The organism is Paenarthrobacter sp. YJN-5, from assembly GCF_015040095.1.
Taxonomy (GTDB): Bacteria; Actinomycetota; Actinomycetes; order Actinomycetales; family Micrococcaceae; genus Arthrobacter; species Arthrobacter ureafaciens.
This window is the reverse complement of record NZ_CP053547.1, coordinates 12602-31534: the sequence shown is the minus strand read 5'-3', so window position 1 is coordinate 31534 and position 18933 is coordinate 12602. Positions and strand designations below refer to the sequence as shown.

General features: G+C 61.0%; 17 protein-coding genes. 13 read left to right on the top strand and 4 right to left on the bottom strand.

Features of this window, described 5'->3' with window-relative positions:
• Nucleotides 1–1044 precede the first annotated feature (1044 nt).
• Together HMI59_RS25140 and HMI59_RS25135 are read right to left on the bottom strand one after the other, a co-directional pair.
• A complete protein-coding gene (locus HMI59_RS25140; protein WP_370583607.1) occupies nucleotides 1045–2952 on the bottom strand; it encodes a MarR family transcriptional regulator in 1908 nt (635 codons plus the stop codon).
• Between the two features lie 128 nt (nucleotides 2953–3080).
• A complete protein-coding gene (locus HMI59_RS25135) occupies nucleotides 3081–3314 on the bottom strand; it encodes a hypothetical protein (protein ID WP_018779737.1) in 234 nt (77 codons plus the stop codon).
• A gap of 624 nt (nucleotides 3315–3938) precedes the next feature.
• Here HMI59_RS25135 and HMI59_RS25130 point away from each other — a divergent pair.
• Genes HMI59_RS25130 through HMI59_RS25120 form a run of 3 tightly spaced genes read left to right on the top strand, consistent with a single transcriptional unit; the run spans nucleotide 3939 to nucleotide 5752 of the window.
• Nucleotides 3939–4388 carry a hypothetical protein gene (locus HMI59_RS25130; RefSeq protein WP_193594584.1) on the top strand — a complete coding sequence of 150 codons (450 nt, stop codon included), beginning with the start codon at nucleotides 3939–3941 and terminating at the stop codon, nucleotides 4386–4388.
• Nucleotides 4385–4831, top strand: a complete 447-nt coding sequence (locus tag HMI59_RS25125) for a hypothetical protein (protein WP_193594583.1) — start codon at nucleotides 4385–4387, stop codon at nucleotides 4829–4831. The genes HMI59_RS25130 and HMI59_RS25125 overlap by 4 nt, the downstream gene beginning before the upstream one ends.
• Before the next feature lie 6 nt (nucleotides 4832–4837).
• Nucleotides 4838–5752: a hypothetical protein gene (locus HMI59_RS25120; protein ID WP_227471753.1), complete on the top strand. Its 915-nt coding sequence runs from the start codon at nucleotides 4838–4840 to the stop codon at nucleotides 5750–5752.
• Here HMI59_RS25120 and HMI59_RS25115 read toward each other — a convergent pair.
• Both HMI59_RS25115 and HMI59_RS25110 read right to left on the bottom strand, forming a co-directional pair.
• Nucleotides 5749–6900 (bottom strand): S9 family peptidase, encoded by a 1152-nt coding sequence (locus HMI59_RS25115; RefSeq protein ID WP_193594582.1) that lies wholly within the window; start codon nucleotides 6898–6900, stop codon nucleotides 5749–5751. The two genes, HMI59_RS25120 and HMI59_RS25115, sit on opposite strands and share 4 nt — an antisense overlap.
• 350 nt (nucleotides 6901–7250) lie before the next feature.
• The gene (locus HMI59_RS25110; protein ID WP_193594581.1) at nucleotides 7251–7574 is read right to left on the bottom strand and encodes a helix-turn-helix transcriptional regulator; all 324 of its coding nucleotides are present in this window, start codon (nucleotides 7572–7574) and stop codon (nucleotides 7251–7253) included.
• Between the two features lie 351 nt (nucleotides 7575–7925).
• Here HMI59_RS25110 and HMI59_RS25105 point away from each other — a divergent pair, with 351 nt between their 5' ends.
• The 10 genes from HMI59_RS25105 to HMI59_RS25060 are packed head-to-tail and all read left to right on the top strand — an operon-like array spanning nucleotide 7926 to nucleotide 18917.
• Complete coding sequence (locus HMI59_RS25105; RefSeq protein WP_193594610.1) at nucleotides 7926–8999, top strand: CHAP domain-containing protein; 1074 nt, start codon at nucleotides 7926–7928, stop codon at nucleotides 8997–8999.
• Complete coding sequence (locus HMI59_RS25100) at nucleotides 8996–9508, top strand: hypothetical protein (protein WP_193594580.1); 513 nt, start codon at nucleotides 8996–8998, stop codon at nucleotides 9506–9508. Before HMI59_RS25105 ends, HMI59_RS25100 begins: the two co-directional genes overlap by 4 nt.
• Before the next feature lie 47 nt (nucleotides 9509–9555).
• Nucleotides 9556–11079 carry a chromosome partitioning protein ParA gene (locus HMI59_RS25095; protein ID WP_193594579.1) on the top strand — a complete coding sequence of 508 codons (1524 nt, stop codon included), beginning with the start codon at nucleotides 9556–9558 and terminating at the stop codon, nucleotides 11077–11079.
• A gap of 33 nt (nucleotides 11080–11112) precedes the next feature.
• A complete protein-coding gene (locus tag HMI59_RS25090; protein ID WP_193594578.1) occupies nucleotides 11113–11721 on the top strand; it encodes a DUF6668 family protein in 609 nt (202 codons plus the stop codon).
• A 13-nt stretch (nucleotides 11722–11734) separates the two neighbouring features.
• Complete coding sequence (locus HMI59_RS25085) at nucleotides 11735–12004, top strand: hypothetical protein (RefSeq protein ID WP_011777317.1); 270 nt, start codon at nucleotides 11735–11737, stop codon at nucleotides 12002–12004.
• A 27-nt stretch (nucleotides 12005–12031) separates the two neighbouring features.
• Nucleotides 12032–12766, top strand: coding sequence for a hypothetical protein (locus HMI59_RS25080; RefSeq protein WP_193594577.1), 735 nt, complete (start codon nucleotides 12032–12034; stop codon nucleotides 12764–12766).
• A complete protein-coding gene (locus tag HMI59_RS25075; RefSeq protein ID WP_193594576.1) occupies nucleotides 12763–14061 on the top strand; it encodes a hypothetical protein in 1299 nt (432 codons plus the stop codon). Before HMI59_RS25080 ends, HMI59_RS25075 begins: the two co-directional genes overlap by 4 nt.
• Nucleotides 14048–15556 (top strand): SCO6880 family protein, encoded by a 1509-nt coding sequence (locus HMI59_RS25070; RefSeq protein ID WP_193594575.1) that lies wholly within the window; start codon nucleotides 14048–14050, stop codon nucleotides 15554–15556. Before HMI59_RS25075 ends, HMI59_RS25070 begins: the two co-directional genes overlap by 14 nt.
• Nucleotides 15556–17151 (top strand): ATP-binding protein, encoded by a 1596-nt coding sequence (locus HMI59_RS25065; RefSeq protein ID WP_227471752.1) that lies wholly within the window; start codon nucleotides 15556–15558, stop codon nucleotides 17149–17151. The genes HMI59_RS25070 and HMI59_RS25065 overlap by 1 nt, the downstream gene beginning before the upstream one ends.
• On the top strand, nucleotides 17148–18917 hold the full coding sequence (locus tag HMI59_RS25060) for a type IV secretory system conjugative DNA transfer family protein (RefSeq protein WP_193594574.1): 1770 nt from the start codon (nucleotides 17148–17150) through the stop codon (nucleotides 18915–18917). Before HMI59_RS25065 ends, HMI59_RS25060 begins: the two co-directional genes overlap by 4 nt.
• The last annotated feature ends 16 nt before the right edge of the window (nucleotides 18918–18933 follow it).

Sequence of the window (18933 nt, the reverse complement as noted above, 5' to 3'; positions counted from 1 at the left end):
ATGACATAATTATTTAATGCTTGTCATGGGTTGGCCCGCCGGCCCAAGACCCGAGAGTCGTGAGGCTGGAGTCAGTCTGCGGCCGCTTCTTGGGCGAGTGAGCAGTTCAACTCATCAAGACAACAGAAAGTCCCGGAACTGCTGACCCCCCATGCCCGACTCCTGCGGGCCGAGAACAGGGGGAGTCAATGACGATTGACAGAGAATCTCATATATCAATCAATCTTTCTGTCATGACATAATTATTTAGTTGTAGCCCGGAACTACTTGTGGGTTCCTAGGTGCCATCTCAAGGTCACGAGGCCTCAGTCCCCCAGATCCTGAGTGAGCGAATAGCAGCACTACATATCCAGCACAGGCCACTAGCGCCTGCAACCCGTAGAGTGGGGGATCGTCAACAAAACCTGACAGATAGGACGCCGCATGGAATGGGATCTAGGAGACGGATTCCACTGCGGACGACTTGGGATCCTTTTGAATGATGGTCGGCTGGGATCCAGCCACCAACATGACGGGACGATCAGCGTCCAAGGAATCACTGGCCAACACAAACGAGACCCGCTCAGGCCAGGCTATGAGCTGGTGATGGAAAGTGCAGCTGCAGGTTGGCAAGGTAGCTGCGAATGCGGCTGGACTGGTAGACGGTGGCAGCGCGTCCTTGGGGCAGGCAGTGCCGACATGGCGAGATACCGAGCAAAAGCACTGATTGGATCACCAGCTATACCGCCCCTGTCGGTAGAAGAATCGATCTTGAGCGAATGGCAGAAACATGTACAGGCTTGGGCACTGCAAATGGCGGCTCGCAGTTATGACCGGGCAGCTGCCCGTCTGGACGAGGCTGTCAACGCTGCACGAGACTCTGGTCTGACATGGGCCGATATAGGCGCAGAAACCGGAATGTCACGCCAAGCAGCGCATCAACGATGGAATCGATCTAGCTAATTCTCCTCAGATGGAGCTACACGACCTTTACAAACCAATGGCGTTCTGCCTGCGCTTGCTAACGATCTCGTAGTCTGAGGCCTGTGATCGCCCCGCTCCGGGTCACATCGCTGTGGTGAACGCCATATCAGCGAGGGTCCATTCGTCAGGTGGTCCTTCATAGGCTTCCCAGGGGTAATCTTCAGTGGGGGAGAGGAGTTCCGCTACCGTATTCACATTTCTCGAAAGCCACTCCCGCCATATGACCCGCTCGATGCGGTACCTCTGTAGCTGGCCGGCCACAGACTCGAGCACTCCAAAGTATTCAGCAAGTTCGTGGAGGGACGTCGAAGCGATGACTGTCCAGGATCTTCCGCCATTCCTTGAAACCATGTTCCATGCAGCCAGGGTCTCAAGACTTTCGCTCACGGCGGTCCTGGACAGCTTTGTCTGACCCACCAACTCCGTGGTGGTCAAACCGGGGCTGCGTTCCAGTGCTTCGTAAACAAACGCTGCAGGCAGGCCCAGTTCCCTGAAGACGGGTCTGAGCGCATGGATCTTTCCCTTTCGCCAGGGAAGATCTTCGGCGCCAGGCCGAAGATCTTCAGGAATCGTCAACATGTATAGATCGCCCTTTGTCCCTCGCCCTCGCTCAACCAAGGTCACCAAAGGATCCTTTTCAGAGCGCAACGCTCTCAGATGGGAGCCTACGGTTGTGTGGTCCAGACCTGTCGCGACGGCGATTGACCGATCACCGAACTCAACGAAGCGAGAAGCGGTCATGTGAGCGGCTGTTCCAAGAGCTCTTAGAACCACGCGCCGGGCCAAGCCCGTGCGCGAGCTAGCGTAAGCAGGCTCTCTTAGACGGAGTGCGTTTTCCCAAGTCCGCAGGTAGCGGTGCTCGCTGGTGGCATCTGGGGTTGGTGCGGTTCCTAGTAGGGGCTGTGTATTTGGCTGGCTTGTGGGGGATCTACGTGCATTGTTATTCCTTGTCTCGTTAATCTGGTTTTTTTGTAGGTAAGTGATCGCGTTTTTCCAGTCTCGCTTCAGGGAGGAAAGCCTGTGGCTGGATCGGTAGCGGGCATAGAAGGATGCGAGTCCGGGCCAAACGCCCTGGAGGACTCGCCGTTCTACATCGATGAGTTTCATGCCTGCTGCGGCCGCCGCAGTCAGGACTGCCTGACGTGCTTCTGAATCTGAGGCGTACCGGTTCGCGTCGTAGAGACCTGATAGCGCCATCTGCTGCATCGGCCTGGACATCCGACCGGCCATTTGTGGTAATTCATAAACTTCGTTGTCTGCGGACAGTGGCTGCTCGAGTCTCAGCCTTCGTACGCCGGCGACTTCGTCCTTTAGCTCTGCGCGAATTGTTGCCCATACTTGTTCCTTGTTTGGGCGTCTCGCAATGTCGTAGGCCGTGCTGAGGCTCATGGCGAGTTCCTGGTAGCCGCCACGCTTGTGCGGTGACCCTGGGGTCCTCATGCAACCGTGAAGCATGTTCTGGTGCGGGGTCTTGTCCAATGTGCGGTATCGGGTACCTAATGCCTCGACAACATCGCGTGCTTCAGAAAAGGCAATCCGTTTTTCCAGTGGGATGTATACGTGCCGTCCTCCATTGGGCGAGCGATCTTCAATCCACCGAGCCCCACAGCTGTGCAGCCACGTTTGAAGTGATTTCACATCGGCTTCGACCCAGTCGATGCCTGCAATCGACGAGTCGAAGTCAAGGAAGATAGCCGAGCAGCTGCCGTCTTTGCCGAAGATCCGGACGGCGGCAGGAAAAGTGGGGAGGGTCTCAGTCAGAGCGCGTTCATGCTTCTGGGGATAGGTCTTTCCCCCGTCCCGGGAGAGGCGGATGCGGGGTTGACCTGCGAGAAGAGGCGTCAACGCAGCCCACGCCTGAGCGGCGTTGGAGGTCTGGGATGGCTCCTGAGACACGCCAGTAGCGTCGGCTGCTGGCAGCACGGGAGCGTGCTGTTGTACGATGATTTTGTTCCTGTTCAGGGAATGACGAAGGGCCGATCCTGCCAGATCGGTTTGTTACACAAATGAAGGCCTGTTAAGGACTTCCATACGATTTACGATCTGTCTGCCGGCAAGCTATCCGGATCGTGATTCTTCAGCTTCGAAGGCCCGCTAATGGCGGGCCTTCCTTGTATCTACGAGGCCATACGGATCGGGAGTTCATCCTGCTGAGTGAACTGACCCAGCAAAGCCAAATCTTCGCGCAAGGACCGGTCGACTGCAGAGGCAACATAGTCGGTGACAGTCATGCCTTTAGCGGCGGCGATCATGTGAACGTCCTCCGCGGTCTTGGCCGGCGTGCGGAAGCCAATGTATTTGCGGAGGCCCTTGCTGGGCCGACCGCCTCCACGATTGATTACTGCGCTCATTGTCAGGTCCTTTGAATCTCGCACAACCAGGGGTTGTAGCTGGTTCATCGTTGGTGCCACGTGCAGTCGATTGAACTTCTGTTTACAGCTATCGACTGAAACGAACCTAGCACCGCGCCGAGTCTGATCGGGGGATTTGTTTACAGAAAACGGCCCTGCGTGTCGCCGCCCACTGCTTATGAAGCTGATTGGCCGGCTTCAGCCTTGCTGCGCGTGAAGGTGCGGTCCGTCTATTCACGCACATAGGCTCGGCGGCCAGCCAGTCGGGGCGGGCAAGAAAACATGTCTGGGTTGGGCTCCATGAAAACAATGTTGAGGTGCCCGCGGCGGCCGTCTCTTGAATTCAAGCCACGCCATCCTTTCGTTCCAACGACAAGCGTCCGCCGAAACCCGGTTTTCAGTGAACCTGTAGGTTCCCGTACGGGTTCCGGCGGCATCAACTTGAATCCCCCAAGAAATCAAGTATGAGACAGCCTACAGACGTGCTTCGCACATGCACAACTCAGTTATTACTCGTGGCCTATACGCTATGAATGACATCAGGTAAAGTTTTGTGTCGGCTGTCCGCCTGCTCTACAGCGGTCGCATCATAAGCAGCTGACCTTTGGCTGAAGGAGCTTAGAGATGGCAAATAGGGGTCGTAGCGTGTTCCTTACGCAACAGCAGAAGAAGGAGCGCCTGGCAGATCGCATGGGCATCCTGGTGGATATCTGGGAGTCCGACAACAACGCGGCGCTTACGTACAATCACGTGGAGGAAGCACTTTCTGCCAACGGGATCCATCTGTCGCGGACACGGTGGTCATATTTGATCAATGGCAGTGGCAGCCTGGTGACCGATCAGGAACTTCTGAAGGGAATCGCAGAGTTAGTTTTTGCCGTTCCGGCCAGCTACCTCGTTGATCTCAACAGTGAGACTCCTCCCGAGGTGGAAGCGCGGATGGAGTTCCTTGTGCAGATGCGCAAGCTCAAGGTGAAGAACTTTGCCGCGAGAAACTTGGGCGCGACGTCGCCGGAAACCCTGCGGATGATCACCAGGATTATCGACTCGTCGATGAACGGTGAGGATGAATGAATCTCCCACCTGTACAGGACAAGGTTCGGGAGCTGTGCGGTGACGGCGCGACGTCGATGAAGGAAGTCGTCGAACGCCTGACCATGATCTGCAAGAAGCCGATCAACCTGATCGAGTACAACGAGTCCTGGGGTTCCCTGACGGCATTCAAGGCCGAATTTGAAGATCGCATCAACGTCTATTTCCCCCCGCAGAAGTCCCAGCAGTACAAGGTCCACTGCATCTATCACGAGCTCGGACACATCTACCTGGAGAGCCTTCAGATAGCCCTTGCCCTGCCGGATCTTTCCGGAGAGATGCTGAGGGAAACCGCGGACGCCATTAGCATCACCTGCCGGTCCGTTCCGAATCACCCCGTCGAGCGGTGGGTGGAGGACTTCGCATTCGAAATGTCGAAGAAGACGCGTTCACGCAGCTCGTCCGATCTTGATCCTTTCCTCTGATAAACCATGAAACTGTTGCTCTTTGCGCTCCTGAGCGCCCTGTGCCTCCTTCGGATCCCCTCGGTGGTCAAAGTCCCGGAGTCCAGGGCATCGTGGGTGGCATCGATCTTCGGGCTCGCGGCACTCTATGTCTTGGGAACGGTCACACCGCTCGAGGATATTGACCGCTACCTCGGTGGCATCAACGTGACGAACCTGCTCCAGGCCGTCTTCGCGCTCCTGGCAATCTTCTTCTTCAACGACAGCGTGCGGCGCCTGGCGAACGTACCCATAGTCAGATGGACCTACTACGCGCCGCTGCTGAGCATTCCCATCATGATCGCCAGCTTCACCCTGATTCAGGACAAAACTCCAACGGCCGCTGACTTCATCGATACCCGCATGGACCAGCTCGCTACCGCCGTGTACAGCGGCATATACATGCTCGCGCTGTTATTCACCGTCCTCAGGATCATCTACATGCTTCGGCACAAAGCCAGGGGACTCTATGCCACATTCTCAGCGGGCCTGCTGGTGGTTGCGATCGCCGTTTCGTGCCACATCACCTACGTGGTGCTGTTCTACTTCTCGCCCTGGGACGCCCTCGCCCGGGACATCGGTGCCTGGTTTGACCGCCTTTTCTATGTAGGCCTTTCAGTGACCGCCGCGGGATGGCTGATTCTCTTCCTGTCGAAGCAGCTGCCCAGATTGCGTCTCTGGATGATCGATGCCCTGTGGCTGACCGCGTTGAGGATGCGGATCCATGCCGATCGGTCAAGAGTCAGTCCGGCCTGGGACCTCTTCAACGAAACGCTCGAAAACGGCGTCTATAAAAGCCTCATAGTTCTGCACAACTACGAGCGGGTGAACTTGATGGACTTCCCGGACTCTGTCCAAGGCAGGATCAGCCAAATCGAAGCCAAGCTGGACGCTCGGACCTAGCTCTGTTCGGTCAAGATCGTCTTGCTGACCCAACTGGTCAGTTCGTTGGTGAAGGTAGAAGGCGAGGCGTTCCACTCCTGGGTGTGGTGGGCCTCAGGTAGTGCTATCAAAGTGACGGTGGCCGGATTCGCGCGTTGGAACGCGGCCGAGATCTCCCAAGGAACCTCTTGATCAGCGGTCGAGTGCAAGACCAAGGTCGGGACATCCACCCTGTTGGCTACCTCTACCCAGTCGAGGGCATCGAAATCAATCGGTTCCTCCAGCCCGAGCATTCTCGCGAACACACGGGTACCCAACAGGCGCATAACAAGGTCTGCCCCAACCGCCGGCACCCGGGCCTGCACGGCTCCTGCTGAAATGGCTTTCCGCCAGCTGGTGACGGGACCTACCAGGACCAGCCCGATGATCCTGTCCCGGTGGGCGCTGCGCTCGGCTGTGAGCAGGGCCATGGTCCCGCCCATTGACCAGCCGGAGAGGATGATGCGCTTGGCTCCGTGAGCGACGGCATAGGACACGGCGCTGTCCACGTCACGCCATTCTGTTTGCCCCAGGTGACTCGAGTCTGCCTGTTGCGGGCTGACCTCGGCGTCGCTGCGAAATGTGGGAACCAGAGATGTGAATCCTAAGGAGCTGAACGCGTGGACGTCTCGGAACATGATCGAGCGGTCCGTCCAGCTGCCATGGATATGGATCACCCATACGTCCGTATTTGTGGCTTCGAATAGCCATGCCGGCGCCGCACCGTACTCGGTGGGGATATACACCTCTTGAAAGTGTTCGCGGACAGCAGCGGGTTCGAAGAACACGTCCGGGGTCCAATCGACGATTGGGCCCAGACCGCCAGGCGTAGAGCTTGACTGGTGGAGCAGTCTTTCTACGAATTTTTGTTCCTCGTCGATCAGGGTGACCTGACCGACTCGCGCGTATTTAGCTGTCGTGGGGTCGAACACGCCGAAGTCGCCCGGCGCCTTGGTGTAGTCGTCCAAGGCAATTCGGATGCGACGTCCGCCGTCCTCCATCTCTGCCCGGCGGTAATCCTTTGGGCCTCGCTTGACGATTTTCCGCGCCATGACGACAGCGAATCCGGATAGCCCTGCAGCCGGCACAAGGAGCGCCGCACAGGTCAGGAAGCGCCGTTTCGTCAGCATCAGGTCTTCGTCCTCCAGGGCCGATCGAGGGGGAAATGGAACCCAGACATCGTAACGCCCCTCTCTGGCCGATGAAGGCCTAGATCATGCTCACTACAGGCGTTGCACATGTTCACTACAGGCATGTAACGTGCTTAGTGAAACTAGGAGGTATTGCTTTTTGACAAGGCTTGTTATGAACTGCGGGCGCTCATCTATCGCGAAAATCGTTGACATAGGCAGGAAGCATCTTGAACTCCACAGCATCAATGTCAGCCTCGCGTACCCCCGGAGACGCCGTTGACCCGTAGGAGAGCCGGCCGTAACGGCACCGGCATCTTCGATGGCTTCCGGATCTCGAAGCGCAGGCCCTATTTGCCGTCCAGGTACTCCGCGTAGTCGGCCAAAGCCTTGTCGCGAGCGGCCTTGTTCAAGGTGTAGATGACTCGCTGTCCATGCCGGTGTTCCCCGGCGTCCGAGGCGACGATCCCCTGCTCTTCCAAGTCTTGGAGGTGCCGAAAGATGGTTTGGTATGTCGCGGAAAGCTCACGCGTGATTTGCCCTGACGTCACTCCGTCCGGGTTCAGAGCAAGGTGTCGAACAATGGCGGCACGCACCTGGTTCATCCCGAAAGCCTTCATGGCCGCTTCAGCCTGAGGCTGGACGGAGGTGACGGGCTTTGCGTATCGGGGCACTTGATTATCTTGCCGTATCTCATCACAACTGGATAATACACTAACATTTAATGTTAGACTTGCGAGAGAAGGTCACGCGTCTCACTTGAGAACGTATGACAAGCAATGTTGCGGGGTTCCGTGGACAATAGGGGTTAGTAAATCGTCTGGATTATCTAGGCGGAAGTTCTATTCCTGTCAGGCGGATCTGGTAGCTGTAGAAATGATTGCCCATTGGGGAGGGACAGTTTTGAAGAACATGCTGCCGTTTGGCACGAAGGGGCCGAGGAACGCATATTTGCGTACCAGCGTCACGGTCGGACGTGAGAGCGTCCGTTCTTGGTTGTTCGAAGCTGCTGGTGCCACCTCATGATGCAGCGTAAGTCTCTGGGCCTCGTGGCCCTTGTCGCCATCCCCAGCCTGTTCTTTGGGCTGATCTTCTCATTCGTCCTGCTGCTGGCACCGGCGAAACCCGCTGCAGCTGACTGCGGCCCGGTATCCGTTGTCGTGGACGGAAACACGAAAGTCGATGGGTACTCCGCAGAGCAGATGAAGAACGCCGCTGCCGTCATGGGAGCAGGTAAAGCGTTGAACCTCTCCGTGAAGGGCCAGACCATCAGCATCATGGTGGCCCTGGGGGAGTCAGGTCTGCGCGTGCTGGACTACGGTGACGGTCCAGGCCCGGATTCCCGTGGTTTGTTCCAGCAGCGCGACAACGGCGCTTGGGGCTCCTACACGGACCGCATGGACCCGACCATCAGTGCCACGAACTTCATCAAGGCACTGCAGGCCGTCCCGGGCTGGGAGCAGTTGGAACCGACCATCGCCGGGAACAAGGTCCAGCGCAACGCCGACCCGTACCACTACCAGAAGTACTGGCCCGAGGCCGTGAAGATCGTCCAGACGCTCTCGGACGGCAAGTTCTCGGTCGAAGGCGGCGACTGCGGGATCCCGGGCAAGTCCGGCGCCGGGGATGACTACCCCTGGAAAGACTCTCCAACCTGGATGCAGGTCGGGACAGGCTCCGCTGCATCACCTTTGGGCATGTTCTACCGCGAATGCGTCGACTTCGTCCTCTGGCGGGTCAACCAGCAGATGGGTTCGACCAGCGCACCGTTCAAGTTCCTCAACGGCAACTTCCGCCCGGACGGGCAGGGCCTCGGCTCGGCCCTGACGTGGAAGGCCGGCTGGGACGCCAAGGGCTGGCCCTCCGGCAAGACGCCCCGCGTCGGTGCAGTGGTCTGGTACTCACCGGGCACCGGGGGAGCGGACCCACAATACGGCCACGTGGCCGTGGTCAAGGAAGTCAAAGACGACGGGACCTACCTCGAAGAGGGCTACAACGGCAACCCGCCCCCGGATGACCACAACTACTACACCCGGACCGTCAAAAGCAGCGTTCCCTCCGCGTTCCTGTACCTGCCCAACCAAGAGGAGAAGAAGTGAAAAAGCCCCTGGCCCTCATTGCAGCGGTAGCTCTGCTGTGCGCCGGATGCGCACCGGCGTCGAACACCACACCGGCACCAACGGAGACAACGGCCACGCCCTCAGCTCCGGTCTCGCTGAGCGTCGACAGCGGCCCACAGGCACCGGGCGGGACCGTCCCTCCCACTATTGGCATCTCTTGGGATCAGGCCAGCAAGGATCAGGCCGTGGACGTCGCACAGAAGACCATGGCCGACTTCGCCCGCCCGAAGGCCGAGGAACAACAGTGGGCCAATGATCTTGCCCGCTGGCTCACCCCGCAGGCCACCGCCGACTACTCAGCGGTGGACCCGGCGAACATCCCAGCCAGCCGCGTCACCGGCCCGGCCAAACTGACCGTCGATGAATCCAACGGCTATGGCGTCATCGCCACTGTCCCGACCAACGCCGGGACCTACACATTGCAGCTGCTCCGCACGGGCAAGGACGCGCCGTGGAAGGTCAACCGGCTGACACCACCAGCGTCCTAAACGCCTAACCCCTCTTCACCTCACCCACACGTAAAGGAAGAAAGTTCATGAGTACTGCATCAACTGAGGTCCTGGCCTTTCCCCACATCAAGGCCATCGTCCGCGACAACGGAACCGCCGAAGTCGTCGTTGCCGGTAACTCCCGCGTCGTCCCCGACGGGGATTCCCTCCAGGACCTCCGGAACAACGCCCTCGCCCTCGTCGTGGGCGAAGCACAGACGCTGCGGCGCCCGGTACGGGTCCAGATCGAGGACCCCGAAGGACACGGCGAACTGATCGTGCACCCGGACAACAAGATCGAATCCGTCTCCTATGAGCCCCGCCCGGCACGCCGCCGTGCGCAGGCCCCGGCGACCACGCCCGAGACCGTAGCACCGGCCGTCATTGAAACAGTCCCCGTAACGGCCCCGGAACCGATGCCTGCTCCCGCGCAGCCCGCCACCGTCGAAGCTACGGCAGCGGCAGTGGACCGCCGGCCGTGGCCGCCCACGCCCGTAGAAGCCGATGTAACGACGGATGTCCCGGTCAGCTCTGGGCATGGCAGCTCAACCACGCAGCGGACTATCGATGCAGAAGAACCGCAGGCCGCTGTGACCGGTCCTGAAGAACCGGCAACACGGCGCAGCTTGAAGGAAACCTCGTTCCTGGTCAGCGCTCCGGTCCTGGAGCCAGCCACACAGGGCTGGCGGGGGACACTGACCCGCCTCGGGTTCCGCATGAACCCCTCGCCCGAGGAACTGGCCGAACGCGAAGATATCCGCACCGTGAGCCAGCACTGGCCCGGGCCCCGGACCATCGCCGTGGTCAACCGCAAGGGCGGGGCAAACAAGACACCCACTGTCGTGATGCTCTCTGCCATCCTTGCCCGCTACAGCGGCGCGGCCACCGTCGCCTGGGACAACAACGAATCCCAAGGCACCCTGGGCTGGCGCACGGAAAAGGGCGCGCACAACCGCAGCGTCCTGGACCTGATCGATTCCTCCACGGAACTTCTCTCCCCATCCACCAACGCAGCGGAAATCGCTAAGTTCGTGCACCACCAGACCGCTGACAAGTTCGACGTGCTGCGCTCGGATGAGAACGAAGAAGGCGACCACGAAGTAACCGCCGAGGAAGTCGACATCGCCCACCAGGTCCTGACCCGCTACTACCGGCTGGTCGTCATGGACTCCGGTAACACCGCCCGGGCTGCCAACTGGCGTCGGATGATCGACCACACCAACCAGCTCGTCGTTCCCGTCACCGCCATAGAAGACCGGGCCGAGGCCGCCAGACTGACACTGCAGACTCTGGAATCCCGTGGCGGCCACGACGCTGAGCTGGCCCGGAACGCCGTCGTCATCGTCTCTGAATCGACCGATGCCAAGCGCAGCATGACCGGAGACGCCCTCAAGCGGGCAAAGGCCGAAGCCCAACGGATCGCTGACGGATTTGAGCCGTTCGTCCGGACAGTCGTCCGAGTTCCCTACGATCCGGCCCTGGTCAACGGCCCCATCCGCTACGAAGCCCTCCAGCCCGCAACCCAACGGGCATGGCTGACCGCAGCGGCCGCCGTCGCCAAAGGCTTCTAAACAGTCACTACCGAACGGCAGGAAGGAGGAACCATGCAACTGTCCCTGAACCCCTGGGTCACCAGCCCGGCCGAGCGCATCGAAGAAGAAACACCTGACGTGCACATCCCGCCGGCTGCCGTGATCAGCACACCGCTCAAGGGCATGGTCGAACCCGACACCGCAGATCGTCTGGCAAACCGCACCATCACCGGCACCGCCGCCCTTTGGGTCGTCGGCAGCCATGGCGGAGCCGGTGAGAGCCGCACAGCGGACCTATTCAACGGTGCACGCCCCGCCGGGCACTGCTGGCCTGTCCTGCAGAACGGCAGCAAGCCCCGCGTGCTGCTGGTCTGCCGCGCCGACATGCGCGGCCTCACCACAGCTCAAAGCGCCCTTACTCAATGGGCATCAGGAGCCGCACCTGCTGTGGAGCTGCTCGGTCTCGCCGTCCTCGCGGACGCACCTGGAAAGACACCCAAAGCGCTCCGCGACTTCGCGGCCATCGTCGGCGGGGGAGCGCCCCGTCTCTGGACCCTTCCCTGGGTCGAGGCATGGCGGCACGGAGACTCCACCACCACACCAACGGCCCGCGAATACCAACGCTTCATCACCGACGTAACCGCCCTGGTTACCGAAACCAACCCAAGCACCAACCACTGAAAGGTCACTCATCATGAACTCGATCACCGCAATAACCACCAGCACCATCCCGAACCCCACGCCGGTCGTACCCGCAGAAGCCGGCGGACTGCTCACCGTCCTGAACTGGGCCTCCGGTATCGGCCTCGTCCTAGGTGTTCTCGGCGTCATCATCGTCGGAATCACCATGGTCATCCAGCTCCAGCGCGGCGAAGGCGGCCAGTCCCTGGCCAAGCTTGGCTGGGTCCTGCTCGGCTGCATCATCATCACCGGTGCCGCAGGCATCGTCCGCGCCTTCGTCTAAGCCAGCACCAACAACGGGAGGTTCACCTTGAGCCAGTCAACAGAGAGCACCACCGAAAGCAATCCGTTCACCAAACCCGGTTTCATCATTGCTGCCGCGCTGGTGGTCGCGCTGATCGCAGCAGCCGTCGTCATCTTCTTGCTCCCCAAAGGACAAGGAAACGCCCAACCAGCCCCGGCAGAATCCAGCAGTGCCGCCACAGCTGAACCCAGCGCATCCGCCGTGTCCGGCAAGAGTGTCTGCGGACTGCCAGCGTCCGCCGAAACGGCATTGGGGAAGGCTCCGGCGAGCAAGTGGGAACTCGTTGGAACTATGGCGGCCCCGACAGATCCCAAAGTCGGCCCGGGCAAGACCGATGACCAAGGCATAAGGTCTTGCTTCGCCCACTCTCCGCAAGGGGCGCTATACGCCGCAGTGAACCTCTGGGCCCTTGGCAGCGATCCCTCAAAAGAACGTGCCATTGCTTACCAGCTCGCAGCTAAAGGTCCTGGCCGAGACGCAGGCATGAAGGCTTCGCAAACGGCCGCGCCGCCGACAAACGTAAAGGTTCAGATTGCGGGGTTCAACGTTTCATACACAGCGAACCAAGCGGTGGTAGAGCTCGCTTTCAAAGCTGACACCGGCGCTCTTGCATCCGTCCGTACAACCCTTCTCTGGCAGGACGGGGACTGGAAGGGCGTCGTCGCTGACAACGGTGCACCCCTGGAAGAACCGCGCCAGATCCGCGATCTTTCAGGATTCATCCCTTGGAGCGGCGCATGAGGCCGGTATGGAACCCGGTTGGAGATTGGATCTCCGGTCTCACTGATGACGCCATGGGCAACATGGCCAAAGCCATCCTTGAGGGCATGAGCCAGATGGTCACAACTCTGTCCACCTTCTGGGTTTCAACTCCAACGGTGAACCTGACCAGCCAAGATGGCTCTACAGCCAGTCCTGTTGTTTCAATGGTCAACAGCGAGTTGATGCCATGGACGTTGGCTCTGGCAGTCCTGGCCGTCATCCTCGGCGGTATCAGGCTGATTTGGGAGCAGCGCGGAGCACCCCTAAAGGACCTGCTCCGTTCCTTGGTCACGCTCACCTTGGTATCCGGCCTGGGCCTAGGAGTGATTTCGATCCTGGTGATCGCGGCGGATGCCTTTTCTGCCGCGATCATCAACCGTTCCACGGACGGCAAGGGCTTTGCCGAGTCGATGCAGCTGTTGATCTTGACGAATCAGACAGGTGTCGGGGTTTTCATCCTGATCGTTCTGGGTCTCATCGGCCTGCTCGCGTCTCTCGTGCAGATCGTGCTGATGGTCGTTCGCAGTGGCATGTTGGTGATTCTGGCGGGCATTCTTCCGACCACAGCCGCGTTCACGAATACGGAGATGGGAAGGCAGTGGTTCCAGAAAGCAGTGGGCTGGACCATCGCTTTCATCCTCTACAAACCAGCCGCAGCCATCGTCTACTCCGTCGCATTCCTGCTCATGGGCGGCAAGGGCCAGGACGCCTTGATCGGCTCCATCACTGGTTTCACGTTGATGGTCGTGGCGTTGTTCGCGCTGCCTGCTTTGATGCGATTCGTTACTCCCATGGTCGGGGCCGTAGCCTCCGGCGGAGGTGCCGGTGCGGGAGCAGCCGTCGGTGCCATTGCCACAGGGGCCGTCTCCCTTGGACGCGGGGGCAGTGGCAGGGGCAACGCGTCCCCAACCCCTTCATCGTCAACAAGCACATCGAACACCCAGAGCACGCAAACCGGCAGCTCGCCCAAGGGCAGCGATGGAACATCCGGCCCACGAGGAGGGGGAGGGCAACCTACCCCGGGTGCTACGGGACCGGGCGGAGCTGCTGGAACTGCTGGAGCAGCCAAGGCAGGCACGGCAGGAACCGCTGGATCCGCAGGAGCGGCAACTGGTGCCAGTGCAGGGACGGCCGCAGCCAGTGGGGGAGCAGCGGCAGCTGGCCCGGCTGGTGTGGCTGTAGCTACAGGAGCAAAGGTGGCGTCCGCGACGTCACAGGCAATCGAAAAGACCGCGCAGGATTCAACCGGGGAGGGCCCCAGTGGCAGCAATTAACACCGAATACAAAGAACCGTCCTACGGCAACTGGCGCGTACCGCGCTCAGCCGGGCTGGCCAACCTCAGCGCGCTCAGTACAGTCATCTTCTTTGGCGGGTTGTTGGCGGGCATTATCAGCTTCGCTATTTGGGGCCTGTTCGTCGGCCTGGGCGTTCTTGCCTTTGCCGGTCTCAGCTTGCTGTTGCTGACAGTCAAGGACAAGCATGGCCAGTCCGTTGTTGACCGTGCCGGCACTCGTTTGGCTTTCAAGATCTCCCGTTCCTCGGGGACGAATCTCTACCGTTCGGGTCCGCTCGGCGTAACGCCGTGGGGCATGTACCAGCTCCCCGGGTTGGCCGCGAAGTCGACTCTGTACGAGTTCACTGATTCCTATAAGCGCCCGTTCGCACTGCTGCACGTGCCCACCACGAACCACTTCACCGTGATCTTCTCCACCGAACCTGACGGGGCCTCCCTGGTTGACCCTGAGCAAGTCGATGCGTGGGTCGCTAACTGGGGCGGCTGGCTCGCCGGACTGGCCGACGAGGCCGGGCTGGACGCCGCAGCTGTCACGATCGAGACCGCCCCGGACTCGGGGTACCGGCTGCGCAACGAAGTACTGATGAACATCGACCCGGAAGCACCCGCGTTCGCCCAGGAAATGCTCAACGAGGTTGTGGCCACCTACCCGGAAGGATCGGCCACGGTCCGCGCCTGGGTGTCGTTGACCTTCAACGCCGCGATCCGAACAGGTGCGAAGAAGCGGACGCCGGAAGAAGTCGCCCGTGACCTGGCCTCCCGGATCCCTGGCCTTTCGGCACGGCTGCAGTCCACCGGCGCCGGCATCGCCCGTCCGACGACAGCGCAGGAGCTCTGCGAGGTCGTAAGGATCGCCTACGATCCTCCCGCAGCGCTGATCATTGATGAAGCCCATGCGGCCGGTTCCCCTGTCTCGCTGACCTGGGGCGAGGTTGGCCCTACCGCGCACCAGTCCAACTGGGAGAACTACCGGCACGACAGCGCCTTCTCAGTCTCTTGGACCATGACCGGTGCCCCGCGTGGATCGGTGAATTCTTCGGTCCTGGCCCGGTTGCTGGCCCCGCACGGGGACGTTGACCGCAAACGTGTCTCGGTGCTGTACCGTCCGATGGATTCGGCCCGCGCCGCTGCCGTGGTTGAGCAGGATCAGAACAACGCCAACGTCCGTATCACTTCCGGAAACCGGCCATCAGCCCGTGCCTTGGTGGATGCCCGGTCAGCGCAACAGACCGCGCAGGAAGAAGCCCAAGGTGCCGGGTTGGTGAACTTCGGCGTGGTCGTCACGGCCACCGTGACCGACCGGGAACGCCTTCCCGACGCTGTGGCTGCTGTGGAACAGAGTTCCGGTAGCGCCAGGCTGTTGCTGCGTCCCGCTTACGGGTCACAAGACACGGTGTTTGCCGCGTCCCTGCCTCTGGGCCTGGTGCTGCCCGAGCACAGCATGGTCCCGTCCGAGATTAAGGATGCACTGTAATGGCCCTCCCGAAACTCTTCACCCGTTCCTCAAAGCACAGCACTACTCAGGCCAAGGCCACGCCGAAGAAGGCTGAAAAGCAGCCCCGCCCTACCGGTCCTGGTGCCCGTGGCTGGCCGGGTCGTGGCGGGGGCATGGCCCAGCTCGTCCCTACCGTGAAGCAGTACCGGGGAACGACGGTTCAGGTCTGCGGACTATGGCCGTTCTCCTCCGGAGCGTCCTCACCCATGATCGGCGTCCCGCTGGGGCGCCACGAAGAAACACAGGCCACGGTCTGCTGCGACCCGATCAGCTGGTTCCAGCGCGCACGGCTGATTTCCAACCCCTCGGCCTTCATCCTGGGCAAGCCCGGGTTGGGGAAGTCCACCGTGGTGCGTCGGATGTTCATCGGGCTATCCGCACAAGGTGTTCACCCTCTGATCCTCGGTGATCTCAAGGGCGAGCACGTCAAAGCCGTCCGGGCCCTCGGCGGGCAGGTCATCCGGCTCGGTCGCGGTGTCGGGTACCTGAACATCCTCGACCCGGGCCAGGCTGTTGAAGCCGCCCAGCTCCTTGAAGACAACGGCCACCCTGAAGACGCAGCACGCGTCCGTGCCGACGCACACGGCCGCCGCCTGACCATGGTCGTTTCACTGATCACGATCAGCCGCAGCAACCCGCCCACCGACCAGGAACAAACGATCCTGGACCGCGCACTGCGGGTCCTCGATGACCGCTTTGACGGTATCCCGGTACTGAAGGACCTTTTGGAGGTGATTGTCTCCGCTCCTGACGAGCTGCGACAGGTCGCCCTGGACCGTGGCGACATGAACATCTACCTGCAGGAAACACGGGCACTTGAGGCAACCCTGCTCGGGTTGACCGGTGGCGGGAAGCTGGGGGAAATCTTCTCCCGCCAGACCAGCCAGCCAATGAAGCGAGACCGTGCCGTGGTCTTCGACGTCTCCAGCATTGACGAGACCGAAACAGACCTGCAGGCCGCCATCCTGCTTGCCTGCTGGTCCTACGGTTTTGGCACGGTCAACGTTGCCAACGCTCTCGCGGACGCCGGTCTGGAACCCCGACGGAACTACGTCGTGGTCCTGGACGAGCTGTGGCGGGCGCTTCGTGCCGGCAAGGGCATGGTCGACCGAGTGGACGCTCTGACCCGGCTGAACCGCTCCGTAGGTGTCGGGCAGATCATGATTTCCCACACCATGTCCGACCTGCTGGCCCTGCCGGCAGAAGAGGACCGGATGAAAGCCCGCGGCTTCGTCGAACGCTCCGGCATGGTCATCTGCGGCGGCCTCCCTGCCTCTGAGATGCCGCTGCTGACCTCGGCCATTCCGCTATCCCGGCAGGAGCAGCAGAAGCTCATCGGCTGGCAGGACCCGCCCGCGTGGGACTCACGCGGCGTCGACGTCGAACCCCCGGGACGGGGAAAGTTCCTCATCAAGGTCGGCGGTCGTCCCGGGATCCCCGTCCAAGTCGGACTCACGTCCCTGGAGAAGGGTCCCGAAGGCGTCAACGACACCGACGGCAAATGGCATGCAGCTCCGGAAACCCTGCTGGAGACGGCAGCCCCCATTCTGCCCAGTGAAGGAGGCACACAGTGAGTGCACCAAACCGCAAAGGAATGGGCCTCGGTGATGCCCTGCTGGTCTGGCTGGCCATCGGCTTCATCGTCGTCTTCGGCGGCGGAACCTACGCCGCCCTGCACCTCGGATCATGGATGGCAGGCATCGCCGCACCACCAGCCCACCCCATCGATCTGATCGCCGGCCTCGCCAAAGGCCGTGTGCCATGGCCTACCGAAGCCACCGTCGTCGCCTGCCTCATGGCCGGGGTGCTGCTGGCCCTGACCATTGTTGTTCTCGTTGCCTGGCGGAAGGGTGCGTCCAAGCGCGCCCGTGTCGACAAGGCCGCCCGATACCTGGGTCGCGGTAAGGCGCTGGCCGCGTTCTCGGAAAAGGGAGCGAAAGCGACCGCCGAGCGTCTGGGTGTCACGGACACACCCGGCATCGTGGTCGGCAAAGTCGTCTCCACCGGGCAGAAGTTCATCCAGTCCTGGGAAGACCTGTCCCTCGACATCTGGGGACCCCGAACCGGTAAGTCCACCTCACGTGTCATACCCGCCATCCTGGACGCACCCGGCGCCGTGGTCTCAACATCGAACAAGCGCGACGTCGTGGACGGCACCCGAGGCGTCCGCGAGGCCGTCGCCCCGGTGTGGGTGTTCGATCCGCAGAAGATCGCCCAGGAAGAACCGGACTGGTGGTGGAACCCGCTCTCCTATGTCACCGACGAAGAGAAGGCCTACAAACTCACCCAGCACTTCTCGGTCGGCTCCCGCGTGCCCGGATCCAAGCCCGACGCCTACTTCGATCCCAAGGCCGAAGACATTCTGTCCTCGTACTTCCTCGCCGCCGCGCTCGGAGAGCTGCCTATCACGCAGGTCTATATCTGGGTCACCGAACAGGTAAACCGGGAACCGATCAACATCCTGAAACAGCACGATTACGAGCTGCAGTACAAGGGCCTTGAATCCACGCTCGAACTCGCTGATAAGCAGCGAGACGGTATCTTCGGTACGGCCGAAAAAATGATCCAATGCCTCAAGAGCAGGAACACGCTGCGGTGGGTCGCGCCGACCGGTGGGGCGACGGTGGCCACGGATGCCCGCCGGCAGTTCAACCCGCATGCTTTCGCTGCGTCTCAGGAGACGATCTACATCCTCTCCAAAGAAGGTGCTGGCTCCGCCGCCCCGCTCACCACAGCCCTGACAGTAGCCATCGCAGAGGCCATGGAAGAGCGTGCCGAGCGCAGCGGCGGCCGGCTCCCGAAGCCTGCCCTGTTTGCGCTCGATGAGCTGGCTAACGTCGTCCGCTGGGCATCCCTGCCGGACCAGTTCAGCCACTACGGCTCCAAGGGCCTGATTGTCATGGGGGTCTTGCAGTCCTGGTCACAAGGGGTCGAGCTGTGGGGAGAAGCGAACATGCGGAAAATCTGGTCAGCGGCGAACGTGAAGGTCTACGGCGGCGGCGTGGCAGAAGAAGGATTCCTCCGCGCTCTCTCGGACCTGATCGGAGACTACAGCTACATCAACGTCTCCACCTCATCAGGCAAGTCCGGTTCCAGCCGCTCCCGACAGGAGGGCAAGGAACGCATCTTCGACGTTTCCAACCTCGCCGAACTGGACCGCGGCCGCGCGGTCGTCCTCGCCTCCGGCGCACCGGCCACGCTCGTCCGCACGATGCCCTGGTACACCGGACGCCACAAGGAAACGGTGGAGGCATCCATAAAGAAGTACAGCCCACGACCAGAAGAACCCGCCGTCCCGCTTCCAGCTGCACCGGTAGCCAATCCCTGGGTCACGAAGTAGGGAGGGTAGGTCTGCA